Origin of the sequence: Paraburkholderia strydomiana (assembly GCF_031456815.1) — a bacterium.
Lineage (GTDB): Bacteria > Pseudomonadota > Gammaproteobacteria > Burkholderiales > Burkholderiaceae > Paraburkholderia > Paraburkholderia caledonica.
In genome coordinates, this window is the sequence record NZ_JAVDVL010000001.1 from 971,513 (window position 1) to 987,879 (window position 16,367).

A 16,367-nucleotide genomic window follows, 5' to 3' on the forward strand; every position below is an offset into this window, starting at 1 on the left:
TGTTTAAATAACGATGCGCGTTTTTTATCGCCTTGCGTGGATTAGAAACCGACGGTTCGAAGACCTCCTCCCAGTCGCGGCTTTTTGTACGACCCGGCGCGGCGCACAATCGTGGCACATCAAACTCAACGGAGCGGTAGATGAAAAAGATCGTCGTGATTGGCGCCACGGGCACGCTGGGCCAGGCTGTTACTGCGGAGCTGAAGGCTCGCCATGAAGTTATCGAAGTGGGCGCGACGCGCGGCCAGTATCAGGTGGACAGCACCGATCCGGCGAGCGTCGAGCGGCTCTTCCGCGAACTCGGCAAGGTGGATGGCGTCGTCACCACAACGGGCAAACTGCATTTCGGCCCGCTCCAGCAAATGAGCGTCGAACAGTTCTGGGTCGGGCTGCGCGACAAGCTCATGGGACAGATCAATGCCGTGCTGGCGGCGCAGAATTACGTGAACGACGGCGGCTCTTTCACGCTGACGAGCGGCATCGTGGGCGATGAGCCGATTCGCGAGGGCGCGAATGCGACGACCGTCAATCTCGCGCTCGAAGGTTTCGTGCGCGGCGCGGCGATCGAACTGCCGCGCGGTATCCGCATCAACGTCGTAAGTCCGACAGTGCTGACCGAATCGATGGGCGCGTATGCGCCGTACTTTCGCGGCTTCGAACCGGTCACCGCGCAACGCGCCGCACAAGCGTACCTACGCAGCGTGGAAGGCGCGCAGACGGGCCGTGTGTATCGCGTCGGCTACTGAGCGCCAGCTTGTGATACGCGTAACGCCGCTCAATGCTTCTGTTCCTTCACGCGCGAGACGATCTGGGTGGGGCTCACGAACTGCAGCGCGATCAACACCCAGACCAGCGTGATCGCCATGTAGATCATCGCCATGGCGTCGATGGATTGCGGCGCGCGCACACCGGTTGAGAACACCGCGTAGTACAGGGCGACCACGAGCGTTTGCGTCCCGGGCCCCGCCGTGAAGAACGTGAGTTCGAACATACCGATGGTGCGCACCAGCACCAGAAGCGCCGCCGCCAGCATGCCGGGCACGAGCAGGGGCAGCAGCACGTAGCGGAAATAGCGGAACGTGTTCGCGCCGAAAATCCGCGCGGCCGCTTCGAGGTTCGGATCGATCTGTTCGATGAACGGCGTCATCACGAGAATCACGAACGGCAGCGCGGGCACGAGATTCGCAAGTATCACGCCGCTCAGCGTGCCGGCCAGACCGATCTTGTACATCGCGGTCGCCATCGGAATGCCGTAAGTGACCGGCGGCACCATCAACGGCAAGAGGAAAATCAGCATTGCAATGCGCTTGCCGCGAAACTGCACGCGCGCGAGCGCATATGCTGCCGGCACGCCGAGCAGCACCGACAGCAGCACGACCGCGCCGACTACTTCGACCGTCACCCACAGCACGCTCGCCAGCTGGAAATCGCTCCACGCCTGCGCATACCAATGCAGCGTGAAGCCCTGCGGAAGCAACGTGCCGAACCAGCGCGTCGCGATCGAATTGACCGCTACGGTCGCGATCAGCAGCACGACGTTGGCAAGGAAAAACACCATCGCGCCCCACACGATCACGCGCCATACGCGGCCTGGCACGCTCGCACGCTGCTTTACGCGCCTCGGCTCGCGTGCGTCGTCGCCCTGCTGTTTGGATTCGGACGCGGACCATGAAGCCGGCGCGCCGCCACGCTCGGTCGTCATCAGCCTTTGCCTCCGGTTGCAGGGCCGCTGTAAAAGAAGCGGCGCGCGCCTAGCATCGCGGCCACTACCAGCAACTGCACGAAACCCATCACCATCGCAATCGCGGACGCGAGCGAATAGTCATAACTTTCGAACGCGGCCTCCGCTGCCGCAATCGACATCACGCGAGTCGGCCCCGCGGGTGCGCCAAGCAGCACCGCCGATGGAAACACCGAAAACGCCTGCACGAACGAGAGGCAGGCGGCCATCGTCAAACCGGGAACCAGCAGCGGCAAATAAATGCGGCGAAACTGCTCCCACGGACTCGCGCCGAGCGTCGCGGCGGCGCTCGCGAGCGTCGGGTCGATGCCGGTCACGTACGACAGCGTCAACAGAAACGCGAATGGAAATCCGGACACGATCAGCGAGATCAGCACGCCCCAAAAGTTATGTGTGAGCCGAACTTCGCTCGAATAGAGATGCATGCCGTGCAGCGCCTGCGGAAACCAGCCGTTGGGTCCGAAGTAAGTGAGCATGCCGTCGGCGATCAGCACCGTGCCGAGCGTGACGGGAATCACCAGTAACGTGGTCACGAACTTTTGATACCGCGAATGCCGGCGCAACGCGAATGCGACGGGCACCGACACGCCGACGTTGATCAGCGTGGCCGGCACGGCCAGCTTCAGCGTGACGATGATGGTGGGCCACATCGACGTGTCGGTGAAGAACGTCAGATAGTTGGCCCATGCACTGCCGCCGTTCATCGGCCGGAACGACAGCGCGAGACCGTATGCAAACGGATAGATAAACAGCGCGACGATGACGAGCAACGCCGGCGTGACGAGCCACGCCTTGCTATCGCGCTGCGCGGCGGGCGCGACAGGCGCCGACGGCATGGGCGTGCTCATGCCGCCTCGCCGTCATAAACAAGCGTGCGCGAAGGCGGCACACGCAAGCTGATATGTTGTCCTTCGACGAACTCTCCCGCGACGCGTGCCCACAAATCGCCGAACGCGGTCTTCACGCGCAGCAGAGAACTGTTTCCGCCGTATTCGACGACGGTCACCAACGCGTCGAACGCATTCTCGGTTCCGGGCGCCGTGCGCTCCATGTCCTCCGGGCGCAGCGCCACACTTACGCGCTTGCCGTTGAAGCCCGCCATCGGCGTGCCGATCAGACGGACACCGTTTGCGCTCACCGCGACGCCTTCGCCTTGCATGCCTTCGAGCGTGAATTCAGCGACGTTGCGATAGCCCATGAAACGCGCGACATGCAGATTCTGCGGGCGCGTATAGACCTCTTTCGGCGTGGCGACCTGCTGCACGACGCCCTCTCTCATCACGACGATGCGGTCGGCCATCGAAAGCGCTTCGTCCTGATCGTGCGTGACGTACAGCGTCGCGCGTTCGAGTTGGCTATGAATGCGGCGGATTTCGGCGCGCATCTCGATGCGCAATTTGGTGTCGAGATTCGACAGCGGCTCGTCCATCAGGATCAGCGGCGGCTCGATGACGATCGCACGCGCGATCGCCACGCGCTGTTGCTGGCCGCCCGACAGTTGCCCGGGCAGCTTGCGCTCGTGGCCGACCAGTTGCACGAGTTGCAATGCCTCGCGCGCGCGCCGCATGATTTCGCTTTTGCCAACGCCGCGCATCTTCAGCCCGAAGCCGACGTTGTCGAGCACGCTCATGTGCGGAAACAGCGCGTAGTTCTGAAACACCATGCCGAAGCCGCGTTTTTCCGGCGGCAATACATCGATGCGCTTGTCGTCCAGCCAGATGCCGCCGCCGCTCAGCGGCTGCAAACCCGCGATGCAGTTCAGCGCCGTCGACTTGCCGCAGCCCGAAGGCCCGAGCAACGCAATGAATTCGCCGCGCCGGATGTTCAAATCGAGCCCCTGGAGCGCGGCGATCGACTGGCCTTCCGCATTCGTGAAACTGCGGCTCACCGAGTCGAGCCGCAACTGTTCGAAGTGATGCTTCATGGCGGTTCCCTGATGCGCGTGACGCGTCACGCGCGAATCGCACTCGCACGAGTGGGCGCGGCTATCCGGCTTCGGTTATTTGGTCTTTTGAGCGCCGACTTCCGTGTCCCATTTCCTGAAGGCGGCCACCATCGCAGCCGCATTGAGCGGCAACACGTGCGGGCGTTCCGCCAGCAGCTTCGCGTACTCGGGCCGCCCGTACTTCTTCAGGACTTCCTGGCTATGCGCGGGGGCCTGCTCGACAGTGACGCCTTTGATCGCCGGACCCGGATAGAAGTAACCGTCGTCGTAAGTCATGGCTTGCTGCGCAGGCTCGAGCATGAAGTTCATCAGCTTGTAGAGCACGTCCAGCTTTTCTTTCGGTACGCCCTTGGGCACGACCATGTAGTGCGCGTCGTTCACCCACGTCATGTTGTCGAACGCCTGCACGCGGAAATCGGCGGGCACGATGCCGAGCGCGCGCGGATTGATGTCCCAGCCCGTTACCGTCACGGTCATGTCGCGCGTGCCTTCGCCCAGCTCTTTCATCACCGCGGACGTGCCGCCCGGATAGTAAGGAATGCATTCGTTCAGCTGCTTGAGGAACGCCCAGGTCTTATCCCAGCCGTTGATGGGGTCTTGCGGATTCTTGTCGCCGAGCACATAGGGCAAGCCCATCAGAAACGTGCGGCCCGGTCCCGAGTTCGCGGGCCGCGCGTAGATCAGCTTGTCCGGATGCGCCTTGCACCATTGCAGCAGTTGCTCGGGCGTTTTCGGCGGATCGCTGACCTTGGCGGGGTTGTATTCGAGTAGCGGCCCGGCCGGCATATACGCGACCTCAAGACCATAGCCTTGCGCCAGATCCTGCATCTTGCGCGGGCCGGGCGCGTATTTGTCGAGCACGCCGGGGAATTGCGCCGCGTTGTCGGGCAGCAGCTTGGTCCAGAGGTTCTGCTCGATGCCGGCTGCGAGGGCGTCGGTGCCCGTCAGTACCAGGTCTATGTCCGAGCGGCCCGCGCCCTGCATAGCCTTGATCTTGCCGGGCAATTGCGGGGCGGGCGCGTTGGTGTAGGTGATATTCGCGACGAGGTTCGGGTACTTCGCTTTGAACGCCTCGAACCCGGCGCGCGTAAGTTGGAGATCGCCGGCGACGTCGACGATATTGAGTGTGACTGGATCAGCCGCGTGAGCAGCCGACCCGAACGCGGCGCTCGCCGCGAGACATACCGACACCAGCCTGAGCGACAACCTGTGCGGAACAGTCATTGCGTCTCCTCGCTTCTTGGTATGAAGTCCGCCGGACGACTGCGCCGGGCGTCTTGTTCAACCACTGCAACATAGCGAAGCGCCACATCCGATGTCAAGCAAATACTATTGCTCGCGTTTTCCCCGACATTCCGCGCATTTTCGCCCGAAGGCCTTTGGTCTCAATGATTTGGCGCGCTTGTATAGGAGGGCAAACCCCGAGCCGCGCGACCGCGTAAAGAGGCTTGTCAGGCAACTATCACGGACCGCTCGTAGGCGAAGCACGCGATCAGCCGCCGCGTACGCCTTGCGTGTTCACATAGAGCGAGTACAGGCCGTGGCTCGCCGCCATGAAAAGCCGGTTGCGATGACGTCCGCCGAAGCACACGTTCGCACAGCGCTCCGGCAGCGCAATATGGCCGATCGCCTCGCCTTGTGGTGTAAAGACGCGCACGCCGTCGAGTTCGTCTGTGCCCATGCCCCAACCGCACCATAAATTCCCGTGGACGTCGACGCGAAAGCCGTCCGGCGTGCCGGGGCCCGCGTCGATCAACACTCGGTTGTTCGACAGCGCCGCGCCGCTTCCGTCTAAATCGACGTCGAAAGCGCGAATCTTGCGGGGCTCGCCTCGCGATTCGACGATATAGAGCACGGACTCGTCCGGCGAAAACGCAAGGCCATTCGGTCCGAGAATGTCGTCGGCGACTACGCTCACCTCGCCCGTCTGGCCGTCGATGCGGTACACGCAGGCGGGCAGCTCCGATTCCTGCCGCTCGCCTTCGTAGAAGCCGTCTATCCCGAACGTCGGATCGCTGAACCAGATCGAACCGTCGGATTTGACGACGACGTCGTTCGGCGAATTGAAACGCTTGCCGCGATAGCGATCGGCGAGCACGGTAATCGAGCCGTCGTATTCGGTGCGGGTGACACGGCGCGTCAGATGTTCGCAACTCACGAGGCGGCCTTGCCGGTCACGCGTATGGCCGTTGGCATTGTTTGACGACTGACGGAACGTGCTGACCGTGCCGCTCGCCTCGTCCCAACGCAAGACACGGTCGTTGGGGATATCGCTCCACAGCAGATAGCGGCCGTCGCCGAACCAGACCGGCCCTTCCGACCAGCGCGCGCCTTGATACAGACACTCGACGGACGCTGACGCAAGGGTCAGCGACTTGAAGCGCGGATCGAGCACGCGTACGGAAGGATCGGGATAGCGTCGGCTGTGGTCGGTCATGCTGCCTCTGTCTGATTGGATCAATGGGCCCGGACGCGCGCGTGCTCTCTTTCGAGCGCGAGCAACGCATGCGCCGCGCCGGCGATCTTCGCATGATGTTCGGGCGGCGTCGAACTGAGCAGCGGCAGGATCGGCCCCATGTCGGCGATCTTCGAGAACGTCACCGCGTCGTGCAGCACGCGGATCAGCGAGATGTCGTCGCGCAAGGTTTCGAGCGGCAGGAACGCGTCGTAAAGACGTTGTGCGGCGTCGTTGTCGCCGGTTTTCACTGCGTGCAGCAGGGCCGTCACCATGTGAGGCGCGATACAGCCCGAGCCGGTTGTCCATGCCGCGAGGCCGAACTCGCGCAGATGCACGAGCGCAGGCCGCTCGCCCATGCCCGACACGATCTTGGCCGCCGGCACATGTTGCAGCAGGCGGCGCAGGTAGGGATCGTCGGCGGGATTCTGGCGCACGATCGCATACTTCACGGCGAGCAGCGTGCCCCGCTCAACGAGGCGCGCGAGCGTCTCCACGTCCACATAGTCTTCGCTTTTGATGTACAGCGTGAGCGGGACGCCCGCCGCGTCGACAATCCGCGTCAGGCCTGCTTCGACGCCCTCTGACGTCGTAAAGCCGGCGAGCGGCAGCACCATTGCCGTTCGATAGCGGGTCTGCGCGAGGATGCGCGCCTGATCGAGCATCTTTCCGTAGTCCGGCCCGATGGCGGGGATCACGCGCGTGTCGGCGCCCGCCACATCGGCCAGCAGGTCGAGCAGATCGCGATATTCGCTCACGGCTGTGTGATAGAGGTTCGCGTTGCCGCCATAGAGCAGTGTGCGCACGCCGCCTGCCTCGATATGGCGGATCAGCGTGGCATTCTGGTCGGCGTCGAGTGGCAGGTCTGCGCGGCGTGCCAGCGGCGGCACGGCCATAACCGAGGCCGCGAGTTCGCGGTCGTCAAACGGAGATTCGTTCATAAGGCGGACACCCGAAAAGTCGTAGCGTCTACGGTAGCATCTGCCTCGAAAAGTTGTCAAACAACTTTGTCCGCAACGATTCCACGATCGTCGCGTGCGGCAAAATGTTAAGACGCTTCACCACGCTTTCGTATGACAATAGAGGGGAATGAGCTGCATAGTGCGAAACGGTGATTTACGCAGCAGAAGCGGCCGGGCCAAGCAAAGACGTGGCATGGCGAATGGAGCGGTTTTGCCCGTTTATTTGGCATTCGCGAAACGCGATATGAAAGGAATGGATCGACAAAAGCTCAACACCCTGCTGCTTGGGGATTGCAGCGAAATTCGCGGTACACGCAAATCTACGTCGGGCGAATGCGCATGCAGGTTTATTCGCGTTCCGTTAAACGTGAGTTAAAGGCCGCGTATAGAGCGGACGGCTCCAGGTTGCAAAACATTTTTTAGTGATAAATTGTCCGCACTAAAGCAGTCGCACATAAAAACCTGCGCAAATAACCATACAGGCTATTTGCGAGTCTGAGAGAGTGGAAATTGGCGCTACATTTTATCGAGCAGATGGCACCGCTACTGGAGGCCGCCGACGAAGCGGAATGGTTCAGCGCGGTGACCGGTCTTGCGGAGAGCTGGGGATTCGACCGGCTTCTGATCGCAATGCTTCCGCGCCCGACCATTCGGCTTGAAGACGCTTACATTCGCAGCACCTATGCGCCCGCGTGGCGCCGCACCTACGACGAGCAAGGCCTGGTTCATATAGACCCAACGGTCGCACATTGCGCGACACGTTCGTCGCCACTAGTGTGGTCGCCGGAAATCTTCACGACGGCGCCGCAGCAGTCCATGTACGAAGAAGCGCGCGCCCACGGCTTGCGCGCGGGCGTGACACTGCCGATTCACGGCCCGAATCAGGAGGCCGGCATGATGTGCTTCGTGAACGACGCCAATCCGACGGACACCTTCTGGCGTCATATCGACGTGGTATTGCCGAATCTCGTGCTATTGCGCGACCTGGTGATCGACACCAGTCAGCGCCATTTGCATGCGCACACGCAAAGTTTGTTGCCCAAGCTGACGCCGCGCGAACGCGAGTGCCTTCAATGGACCGCGCGCGGCAAATCCACGTGGGAAATTTCCCATATCCTGAACTGTTCGGAAGCCGTGGTGAACTTCCACATGAAGAACATCAGGACCAAACTCGGCGTGAATTCGCGGCGCGCAGCAGCCGTGATTGCGACACAACTGGGGCTTATTGACCCGGGTTGAGCAACGCCGCCGCGTCGCGGCTGTGAAGCACCCGCTCGGCCCGGCCGAGGTCGGCGTCGGAAACGGTTTTCGTGAAGTACAGGCCCAGCAGGATCGAGACGGGCGCGGGGATTTCCGCACCGGACTCGAAGCGGCTGCCGCGCGATTGCGTGACGCCGAAGCGAGCCCAGAAGCGACGCTGGCTTTCTTTCTTCTTTTTGCGGTACGCAATGATCAACACCCGATCTACCGCTGTGGACGGCTCCGCCGAACGCGTTTGTAGACCGGTTTGCGGTTGCCAGTGATTGTCGAGATGTTCCATTTTTGTGTCCCGTCGGTTGAGTGCTGTTTCCTGTCTCAAATTCTCCGATATCCGATAAGCATGCACACCTATCCAGGTAGATAGGTAGCGGAACGATTCAGAATGCATAAGTTTTCCTGCGTATTGGTTTCCCCAACACGTTCAGGAGAACGTCATGCAAACAGCGATCCGGATTGGAATGCGTCAAGAGTTCGACAACGAAGACATCAACGAGATGTATCGCCTGCGGGCACGGGTGTTTCACGGACGGCTCGGATGGGATATTCCGACCATAGCGGGCATGGAAATCGACGGCTACGATGCGCTGGGACCGCATTACATGCTGATCCAGGCCGACGACCGGCGCGTGCGTGGCTGTTGGCGCCTGATGCCGACCGAGGGACCGAACATGCTCAAGGACACCTTTCCTCAGTTGCTGCATGGCGCTGCGGCGCCGGTCGGGCGGCATATCTGGGAATTGAGCCGCTTCGCGATCGACACGAGCGGCGAGGAAAAGTCGTTCGGCTTTGCCGACGTGACGATGCAAGCAATTCATGAGCTGGTCGCCTTCGCCGACCGCATGGGCATCACGCGCTATGTGACGGTGACCACAACCCCCATCGAGCGGCTGTTGCGCAAGACCGGAATCGAGATAAGCCGTCTCGGCTCACCGCTGCAGATCGGCGTGGAACGCGCGGTGGCGCTGGATATCGCCGTGAGTCCGAAGACCCGCACGGCGTTGTTCGGGCCGATCGCCGCAGCCGCTTAGCTACACCTCGGTGGTCCGCTGCTCGCCGCCGGCCGCGCTTCGCCGTGTTGGCAACGGCCGGTTAGACGGCGCGCAGCGGGCCATGCGACGCTTGCCTCACGAACCAAACATCCGTTCGAGCGCGTTCTCCAGGTGCGCTCGCATTGCCTGCCCCGCCGCCTGCGGGTCCTTGCGGCGGATCGCATCGAGCACCGCGCGGTGTTCCGCCTGCACGAGACGCTGCCGCTCCACCGTTTTTACGAGCGACAGGTTGCGTGACAAATTCATGCTGAAAACTATCTGTTCCTCGATGAACGACATGACCGTGATGAAAAACGGGTTCTTCGACGCGCGCGCCACCGCAAGATGAAACAGGAAGTCGTCCGACGCGCCAATGCCGCGCGTCTCGATGATCCGTTCGAGTTGATCCCATGCGTGCTCGATCGCCGCAATGTCGTCGGCGTCGGCTTTGAGCGCCGCGTGCTCGGCCGCGCCGGCCTCCGTGACAATGCGAAACTCGTAGCAGCGGCGGATGTCGGACAGCGTCTCGAGCGGCGCGAAACGCCGCACGTCCGGGTCGGGTCGCCGCGCGACTGTCGTACCCGAGCCATGACGCGTCACGATGATGCCGTCAGCCCGCAGCCGCGCCAATGCCTCGCGCACCGTGGGTCGCGAGGTCGAGAAGCGTTCGGCGAGCGCATGCTCGGTAGGCAGCCGCTGGCCTTCCTTGTATTCGCCTTCAAGAATGCGATTCAGGATGTCGCCGTAGATCTTGTCGGGCAAGCCCGTCGTTTTTCGCTCATTCATCGGCCGGGCGCAGCAGCTTGTCAGAGTAGATCCCGATTGTAAGGCAAACCGCGGCGGCAATCGCCGCGCTTCGGGGTCGCTGCATCGGGCAAAGAGCGCCCACGCGCCTTGAAACGGCGGCCGTCTAGCGGAAGCAACGTCAAAATTTGTGAACCGGTTGATTTACATCCTGGCTGAAGCGGCGTTTCTGAACGATTATTAAAGCTCGCAACCTGATCTGGAGCGGAAATGTACACACGCATTCTTGTGGCGGTAGACGGCAGCCAGACTTCCCGCCGTGCTTTCGAAGCAGCGCTCGCGCTCGCCCGAACCAACGGCGCTGTTTTGCAGCCCTTGTACGTCGTCGAAAATACGCCAATGTATTTCGAAGCGCCGGGCTATGACCCTTCAGTGCTTCGCAATAGTCTCATCGAACAAGGGAAGGAACTCGGCGTGGAGCTCGCGCGCGAAATGGACGCGCAAGGCGTGAAGGGAGAGATCGTCGTGACCGAAGCGCCGTCGCTCGACGACGTTTCCACGGCCGTGCTGAAAGCCGCCGCCGACTTCAACGCCGACTTGCTCGTCATGGGCACACACGGCCGGCGCGGATTTCAGCGCCTGATTCTCGGCAGCGTCGCGGAGCGTTGTGTGCGCCAGGCTCGCTTGCCGGTGCTGCTGATCCCGTCCGCGGCGAGTAAATCGTCCGGCGATGCGCAAACGCCAGACTGACGCCGCGAGCGTCACGCCAGAGAGTAGGTGGCAAGTAAGTGAGGCAAGCCGCGCCGCGTGCACGATCGATCCTACGTCGGTCCGCCTCGCTGCAATGCGCGATGCGTGACGTGGTCGTCGAGAAGGCGCCGCATCGTGGCCAGCAACGCGGGCCCATCCACCGGCTTGCGCAGAAACCCGTCGAAGCTGACGAAGGCGGGAGGGCTCGGCTCTCCCGAAACGAGTATGAAAGCGACGTCGGCCAGCCCGGGCAGTGTGCGCAAGCGGTGACATAGTTCACTGCCCGACATGGTCGGCATGCGCCAGTCGGCAACCACGACATCGACGGGCGAAGCCATGAACTGAGCTAGCGCCGACTTACCGTCCAGCGCAGTTTTTACTTCGTAGCCCTCGGCGGAGCAAATCGCGCTCCACGCGTCCAACGCCTCGGCGTCGTCATCTACCAGCAGTACGGTTGCCATGTGCAATTGTCCTATCGCTTCGACAACCTGCGTCGCAACGCGCATGCCAACGCGCTCCTCAATTCGCGCCAATCGGCCTACGCGCCGCAACATGCATGCGAAGCGGGAAATGGCGAAGCGGTCGCGTCGCAGCATACTGATTGCCGCGCGCGAGCACCTCGCCTGTTGCTGTTAACAATAGCAACTCAATTGCAACCCGGTGGGCAAACTGCTTGACGGCGCAACTTTAGGCGCGCGCCAATGCGGCTGCCACCAGGCGCTGCTGTTCTACGCGATGCGCGCGTATCGACGAATCCGCGCCCGACGGACTCTCGCGCCGGCACACGTCGAACACGCGGCAGTTCGCCGGAACCGCTCCTTCTATGTCATCGCGCACGAAGTGCCATGCGCCATGCTTCTTTTCCTCTTCCTGGGCCCACACCACCTCCGCAAGGTTCGGGTAAGCGGCGAGCGCAAGCGCAAGCTCGCTCGTCGGAAACGGGTACAGCTGTTCTATCCGGACGAGCGCAGTCTGCGTGTCGCCAGAAGCATCGCGCGCCGCCTGCAAGTCGTAGAAGAACTTGCCGCTGCACAGCACGACGCGCGTCACGTCTGCAGGCAACGCAGCACCACTGTCCTGCAGCACCGGAGCAAACGCACCGTCGATCAATTTGCCGAGCGGCGCATGCGAACGCTCATTGGCATGAAGCTGCCCCTTCGGCGACATCACGACAAGCGGCTTCGGCTCGACGCTCAGCGCCTGTTCGCGCAGCATATGGAACCACTGCGACGACGTCGACGGCATCACGACCTTCATGTTCCCGCCTGCGCACAGTTGCAGGAAGCGGCTGAGATACGCACTGGAGTGCTCCGGACCGACGCCTTCATGGCCATGCGGCAGCAGCATCGTCAGACCGGACGGTTGATCCCACTTGTACTCGCCCGCGGCGATATATTGATCGATGATCACTTGCGCGCCGTTCACGAAATCGCCGAACTGCGCTTCCCAAATGGCAAGGTGGGAGGTGGACTGAACGCTGTAGCCGTACTCGAAACCCAGCACGGCCTCCTCGGTCAGCGGTGAATTGATGATGTCGAACTCGCCCTGATGCACGCCCAGATTTTGCAGCGGCACATAAGGCTCAGTTGCGCCGGAAGCCGCGCCAGAAGTTGCGCCTTGCGAGTGCCACACTGCATGCCGATGCATGAAGGTGCCGCGGCCCACGTCCATGCCGGAGATGCGCACACTGTGCCCGTCGTCGAGAAGACTTGCATACGCGAGGTTTTCCGCGAAACACCAGTCGACCGTCGCGGTTTCCGCTTCCACGCTCCGCTGCCACTTCGCCGTGATGTCGCGCACGAAGTCATGTAGACGCAACCCGGGCGGCGTGCGAGTCAACGCTGCAGTCAGCGACTGCAAGCGGGCGAGCGACAACGGCCGCGTGCGCTTCGTGCGCCTGGCAGGTTTCGCGGGGTTCGCGGGTCCGGCACCGCTCGTCCGGTCGGCGCGTTGCTGCGACAACGTTTGCGGAGGCGGCGTCAGAAGATCCTTCAATACATCGGCGCGCAACATCTCGAGTGGTGTCTCCTCACCGATGGCCGCGTGATAAAGCTCGGTGACGGTCTGATGCGCCGAGATTGCCGCCTGCTGCGACGGTTGCGTCAGAGCCGGAATATCGTGTTCCGAATGACCGAGGCGCCGATATCCGATCAGATCGATGACGACGTCGGCTTCATACTCCATCCGGTACTGCAATGCGAGCTTCGCGGCGCGCAGGACCTCGTCGGGACGGTCTGCGTTCACGCGGATCACGGGCGCGTCGATCATTCGCGCGACGTCCGTGCAATAGGAATGGCCTTCGGTGTCCATCCGGTTCGGCGTCGTGAAACCGATCTGATTGTTCACGATAACGTGGACCGTGCCGCCCAACGCGTAACCGTCCTTACGCGTCATGTTCAACGTTTCCATTACGATGCCCTGGCCCGCGAATGCCGCGTCGCCATGCACGACCACCGGCAGGCATCCAAAGCCGCGATGTTCGTCCTGGTATGCACGCGCCATTCCGCTCACAACCGGATACACGCTTTGCAGATGCGACGGATTGTGCGCAAGGAAAATCGCGGCGTCGCCATGGGGCGTCTGTCTGACGGTGCTGCCGCCGAGGTGATAAGGCAGATCGCGCTGCGTGGCCGCGACATCGGAATTCGGATCGAGGCAATCGACGAGCTTCGCCGGATCGAAGCCCATCAAGTTGACGAGCACATTGAGGCGCCCCCGATGCGGCATGCCCGCGAATACCTGCTGAACGCCTTGAGCGGCAGCCTCATCGACAATTGCTTCGAGAAGCGGCACGAGACTTTCGCAACCTTCGAGTGAGAAGCGCTTCGCATGCTCGAAAACCGCCGCCACATGACGCTCCCACATTTCGGCGGCGATCAGGCGGCGCAACAGAGCGCGACGCTGCTCGCGGGCTGGCAACGGCGCAAGCTGTTCCGACTTGAGCATTGCGGATAAACGCGCGCGACGCTGCGGATCGCGAATGCCGGTCAGATCGAGGCCGATCGCGCCGCAATACACGCGCCTCAGTTGGCGCTCCAGTTCATGCACCGCCGCCGACGGCGGCAGCAGCGGGTTTTCTGCGCCAATCGGCTGCGCCGGGTCCAGCCCATGAAACACTGGGTCGAGCTCGGGCACGTCGGGCAAGGGCGTGAGGCGCAGCGGATCGAGCGACGCCTGACGATGACCGTGTTGACGGAACGCGTCGATGAAGCGCCGGACCTGCAACGTCCGCGCTACCGGCGACAGGTCGCCTGCCGGTTCGATAACCGCGCTGGCCGGCGAGCGTGAAAGAACAATCGATTCGGAAGAGACGTGTGACATGTTTTGATAGCGTGCGGAAGAAACCGTTAGTCGGATTTCGCTGTCCGCATTGCGATGCTCAGGGCGCAAGCCCTCCACGGCAACATGACAGTTGGCCGCGATCTTCGGCAGACAGCGAAACGGAAAGGAACGCGTTGCGGATGCAGGCTTGCAGAGCGCTCGGACTTCTATTTGTTATCGAGCCGGTCCGCGCGACCGGCTCGTGTCTCCGTCCGTTGTCCGCCTCGACTTCTACTGCGCAGACATGCGCGCGTTGAGCCACGCGCCTGACGCGCCTGCTTCGCTCATGCCGTCCGTGCGAGGCGCGTGCAGTTCGTTCGCGGCGCGCCATTGCTTCGCCGTGTCGCCGTTCAGCTTGAACGTGCTGACCGTATCGGTGAGCTGTTGCGCCTGGTCCTGCAAGGCTTGCGCGGCAGCGGCGCTTTGCTCGACGAGCGCGGCGTTTTCCTGCGTCACCTTGTCCATTTGCGTGACCGCATGGTTGATCTGCTCGATGCCTTCGCTTTGTTCCTTGCTGGAGGAGCTGATCTCCGCAACGATCTCGGTCACGTGGCGAATGCTCTTGACGACTTCGCTGATGATCTGCCCCGCGTCCTCGACCATCTTTCCGCCGGTACCCACCTGATTCACCGAGTCCGCGATCAGCTCCTTGATTTCCTTTGCCGCGACGGCGCTGCGTTGCGCAAGTCCGCGCACTTCGCTCGCGACCACCGCGAAACCGCGGCCGTGCTCGCCTGCACGCGCCGCTTCGACGGCAGCGTTGAGCGCAAGAATGTTCGTCTGGAATGCGATACCGTCGATCACGCCGATGATCTCGACGATCCTGCGCGACGATTCGTTGATCGCGCTCATCGTGCTCACGACCTGATTCACCGCGTTGCCGCCCTTCACTGCCACGTCCGAAGCGCTCGAAGCAAGCTGGTTCGCTTCACGGGCGTTGTCGGCGTTCTGCTTGACCGTCGACGTAAGTTGCTCCATGGCAGCCGCGGTTTCTTCGAGCGAACTCGCCTGATGCTCCGTGCGGCTCGACAGGTCCATGTTGCCGCTCGCCACTTCGCGCGTCGCCTGGCTGATCGTGTCCGTGCCCTGACGCACTTGCGCGACGATGCCGTGCAAATTGCGCGTCATGCGTTCGAGCGCGGTCAGCAGGCGCCCCACTTCGTCGGTCGTATCCACATGCAGGTGATGCGTGAGGTCGCCCGCCGCGACCGCTTCCGCGAGGCTGACCGCGCGATTGATCGGCCGCGTAATGGTGCGCGTGATGAAGATGCCCGTTGCGATTGCGATCAGCGTCGCGACCAGTGCGAGCAGGATCATCTGGATTTTCGCGCGATGCGCTTCGGAAACCGCATCGGCCACGTCGTGCGCCATCCGCTCCGCCTGCACGTCGACCATTTTGTCGACAAGCAGGTAGTACGCGTCCTGAAGCCGCGCCATGTCGCCCTGATAGACGTCGCGCGCTTCCTGCTGCTGGTTCTTGCTCACCAGATCGAAGAAAGCTTTGACGCTCACCCCGTAGGCCGAGCGCGCGTCGAACTGCTGCTTGAACAACGCCTTCGTGTCATCGCTCGTGAGAAACTTTTCGAGCTGCCCGTAGGCTTGCGCATTGGCTTTGCGGATGGCCGCATAGTCGTCCATATACTGCTTGGCCTTGTCCGGCGAGGTAGTCAGCAGCAGATTGCTGAGAATGCCGTTCGCCTTGTAGCCGTTGCTCTTGATCTGATTGCTGAGCGCAATCAGCGTGTAGCGATGACTGACGATCTCGTCCATCTTCGTGTTCGTGGACTCGAGATGCTCGATACCCACGATAGCCGTGCCGACGAGCAGCGCGACCATCAGCGCGAAGGCGGAGCCGAGCCTAACCCCGATTTTCAAATTCGAAATCTTCATGTGTCTAATTCCTTGCCCTACCGCACGATAAAAGTTGTCGCGAAACAGCCGTTGCTTAAGCCTGAAAGGTGCGCCCTGTCTCAAGGCGGTTCATTTCGATGACGTTTGAACCGCCGGCGCGCGCCGACGCGGGCGCGTGTAATCCGCCCCTTCTCATTGCCGCCGCTTTCTTCAGACAATATGACGACACATTCTGGGAAACCTTGAGAGCTGGTCGCGCTAGAAAGTGAAAATTTCGCCAAACGTTTGCGTCGGCGCGGGAAAGGCCCCT

The 16,367-nt window shown here is 62.0% G+C and carries 15 protein-coding genes; 4 read left to right on the forward strand and 11 right to left on the reverse strand.

Going from position 1 to position 16,367, the window contains the following annotated elements; translation table 11 throughout:
- Positions 1-140: 140 nt before the first annotated feature.
- The gene (locus J2W46_RS04360) at positions 141-746 is read left to right on the forward strand and encodes a short chain dehydrogenase (protein ID WP_310351574.1); all 606 of its coding nucleotides are present in this window, start codon (positions 141-143) and stop codon (positions 744-746) included.
- 29 nt (positions 747-775) lie between these two features.
- Here J2W46_RS04360 and J2W46_RS04365 read toward each other — a convergent pair whose 3' ends face one another.
- From J2W46_RS04365 to J2W46_RS04390, 6 genes are all read right to left on the reverse strand, one after another.
- Complete coding sequence (locus tag J2W46_RS04365; protein ID WP_087751051.1) at positions 776-1,702, reverse strand: ABC transporter permease; 927 nt, start codon at positions 1,700-1,702, stop codon at positions 776-778.
- On the reverse strand, positions 1,702-2,589 hold the full coding sequence (locus tag J2W46_RS04370; RefSeq protein WP_020066656.1) for an ABC transporter permease: 888 nt from the start codon (positions 2,587-2,589) through the stop codon (positions 1,702-1,704). The genes J2W46_RS04365 and J2W46_RS04370 overlap by 1 nt, the downstream gene beginning before the upstream one ends.
- Positions 2,586-3,665 carry an ABC transporter ATP-binding protein gene (locus J2W46_RS04375; RefSeq protein ID WP_027776294.1) on the reverse strand — a complete coding sequence of 360 codons (1,080 nt, stop codon included), beginning with the start codon at positions 3,663-3,665 and terminating at the stop codon, positions 2,586-2,588. Before J2W46_RS04375 ends, J2W46_RS04370 begins: the two co-directional genes overlap by 4 nt.
- Before the next feature lie 75 nt (positions 3,666-3,740).
- On the reverse strand, positions 3,741-4,910 hold the full coding sequence (locus J2W46_RS04380) for an ABC transporter substrate-binding protein (protein ID WP_020066658.1): 1,170 nt from the start codon (positions 4,908-4,910) through the stop codon (positions 3,741-3,743).
- 268 nt (positions 4,911-5,178) lie between these two features.
- Positions 5,179-6,123, reverse strand: coding sequence for an SMP-30/gluconolactonase/LRE family protein (locus tag J2W46_RS04385; RefSeq protein ID WP_310351578.1), 945 nt, complete (start codon positions 6,121-6,123; stop codon positions 5,179-5,181).
- A gap of 20 nt (positions 6,124-6,143) precedes the next feature.
- Positions 6,144-7,082 carry a dihydrodipicolinate synthase family protein gene (locus tag J2W46_RS04390; RefSeq protein ID WP_310351579.1) on the reverse strand — a complete coding sequence of 313 codons (939 nt, stop codon included), beginning with the start codon at positions 7,080-7,082 and terminating at the stop codon, positions 6,144-6,146.
- Positions 7,083-7,637: 555 nt separating this feature from the next.
- Between J2W46_RS04390 and J2W46_RS04395 the strand changes: the two genes are divergently transcribed.
- Complete coding sequence (locus J2W46_RS04395; protein WP_020066661.1) at positions 7,638-8,342, forward strand: helix-turn-helix transcriptional regulator; 705 nt, start codon at positions 7,638-7,640, stop codon at positions 8,340-8,342.
- Here J2W46_RS04395 and J2W46_RS04400 read toward each other — a convergent pair.
- Positions 8,326-8,643: a helix-turn-helix domain-containing protein gene (locus J2W46_RS04400; RefSeq protein ID WP_020066662.1), complete on the reverse strand. Its 318-nt coding sequence runs from the start codon at positions 8,641-8,643 to the stop codon at positions 8,326-8,328. The two genes, J2W46_RS04395 and J2W46_RS04400, sit on opposite strands and share 17 nt — an antisense overlap.
- 154 nt (positions 8,644-8,797) lie before the next feature.
- Here J2W46_RS04400 and J2W46_RS04405 point away from each other — a divergent pair, with 154 nt between their 5' ends.
- A complete protein-coding gene (locus J2W46_RS04405) occupies positions 8,798-9,391 on the forward strand; it encodes an acyl-homoserine-lactone synthase (RefSeq protein WP_020066663.1) in 594 nt (197 codons plus the stop codon).
- A 96-nt stretch (positions 9,392-9,487) separates the two neighbouring features.
- On the opposite strand, the gene J2W46_RS04410 is transcribed toward J2W46_RS04405, so the two are convergent.
- The gene (locus tag J2W46_RS04410; protein ID WP_310351580.1) at positions 9,488-10,177 is read right to left on the reverse strand and encodes a FadR/GntR family transcriptional regulator; all 690 of its coding nucleotides are present in this window, start codon (positions 10,175-10,177) and stop codon (positions 9,488-9,490) included.
- A gap of 228 nt (positions 10,178-10,405) precedes the next feature.
- Here J2W46_RS04410 and J2W46_RS04415 point away from each other — a divergent pair, with 228 nt between their 5' ends.
- Positions 10,406-10,885, forward strand: a complete 480-nt coding sequence (locus J2W46_RS04415; protein WP_204521896.1) for a universal stress protein — start codon at positions 10,406-10,408, stop codon at positions 10,883-10,885.
- 71 nt (positions 10,886-10,956) lie between these two features.
- On the opposite strand, the gene J2W46_RS04420 is transcribed toward J2W46_RS04415, so the two are convergent.
- The 3 genes from J2W46_RS04420 to J2W46_RS04430 form a co-directional block, all read right to left on the reverse strand.
- The gene (locus J2W46_RS04420; RefSeq protein WP_027776302.1) at positions 10,957-11,346 is read right to left on the reverse strand and encodes a response regulator; all 390 of its coding nucleotides are present in this window, start codon (positions 11,344-11,346) and stop codon (positions 10,957-10,959) included.
- Positions 11,347-11,572: 226 nt separating this feature from the next.
- Positions 11,573-14,206 carry a 2-oxoglutarate dehydrogenase E1 component gene (locus J2W46_RS04425; protein ID WP_310351585.1) on the reverse strand — a complete coding sequence of 878 codons (2,634 nt, stop codon included), beginning with the start codon at positions 14,204-14,206 and terminating at the stop codon, positions 11,573-11,575.
- A 231-nt stretch (positions 14,207-14,437) separates the two neighbouring features.
- Positions 14,438-16,096: a methyl-accepting chemotaxis protein gene (locus J2W46_RS04430; RefSeq protein WP_310351587.1), complete on the reverse strand. Its 1,659-nt coding sequence runs from the start codon at positions 16,094-16,096 to the stop codon at positions 14,438-14,440.
- Between the last annotated feature and the right edge of the window lie 271 nt (positions 16,097-16,367).

Bases quoted from the DNA above. Each gene is read 5' to 3' on its own strand.
- J2W46_RS04360 (WP_310351574.1), top strand. From the start codon at position 141: ATGAAAAAGATCGTCGTGATTGGCGCCACGGGCACGCTGGGCCAGGCT.
- J2W46_RS04365 (WP_087751051.1), bottom strand. From the start codon at position 1,702: ATGACGACCGAGCGTGGCGGCGCGCCGGCTTCATGGTCCGCGTCCGAA.
- J2W46_RS04370 (WP_020066656.1), bottom strand. From the start codon at position 2,589: ATGAGCACGCCCATGCCGTCGGCGCCTGTCGCGCCCGCCGCGCAGCGC.
- J2W46_RS04375 (WP_027776294.1), bottom strand. From the start codon at position 3,665: ATGAAGCATCACTTCGAACAGTTGCGGCTCGACTCGGTGAGCCGCAGT.
- J2W46_RS04380 (WP_020066658.1), bottom strand. From the start codon at position 4,910: ATGACTGTTCCGCACAGGTTGTCGCTCAGGCTGGTGTCGGTATGTCTC.
- J2W46_RS04385 (WP_310351578.1), bottom strand. From the start codon at position 6,123: ATGACCGACCACAGCCGACGCTATCCCGATCCTTCCGTACGCGTGCTC.
- J2W46_RS04390 (WP_310351579.1), bottom strand. From the start codon at position 7,082: ATGAACGAATCTCCGTTTGACGACCGCGAACTCGCGGCCTCGGTTATG.
- J2W46_RS04395 (WP_020066661.1), top strand. From the start codon at position 7,638: ATGGCACCGCTACTGGAGGCCGCCGACGAAGCGGAATGGTTCAGCGCG.
- J2W46_RS04400 (WP_020066662.1), bottom strand. From the start codon at position 8,643: ATGGAACATCTCGACAATCACTGGCAACCGCAAACCGGTCTACAAACG.
- J2W46_RS04405 (WP_020066663.1), top strand. From the start codon at position 8,798: ATGCAAACAGCGATCCGGATTGGAATGCGTCAAGAGTTCGACAACGAA.
- J2W46_RS04410 (WP_310351580.1), bottom strand. From the start codon at position 10,177: ATGAATGAGCGAAAAACGACGGGCTTGCCCGACAAGATCTACGGCGAC.
- J2W46_RS04415 (WP_204521896.1), top strand. From the start codon at position 10,406: ATGTACACACGCATTCTTGTGGCGGTAGACGGCAGCCAGACTTCCCGC.
- J2W46_RS04420 (WP_027776302.1), bottom strand. From the start codon at position 11,346: ATGGCAACCGTACTGCTGGTAGATGACGACGCCGAGGCGTTGGACGCG.
- J2W46_RS04425 (WP_310351585.1), bottom strand. From the start codon at position 14,206: ATGTCACACGTCTCTTCCGAATCGATTGTTCTTTCACGCTCGCCGGCC.
- J2W46_RS04430 (WP_310351587.1), bottom strand. From the start codon at position 16,096: ATGAAGATTTCGAATTTGAAAATCGGGGTTAGGCTCGGCTCCGCCTTC.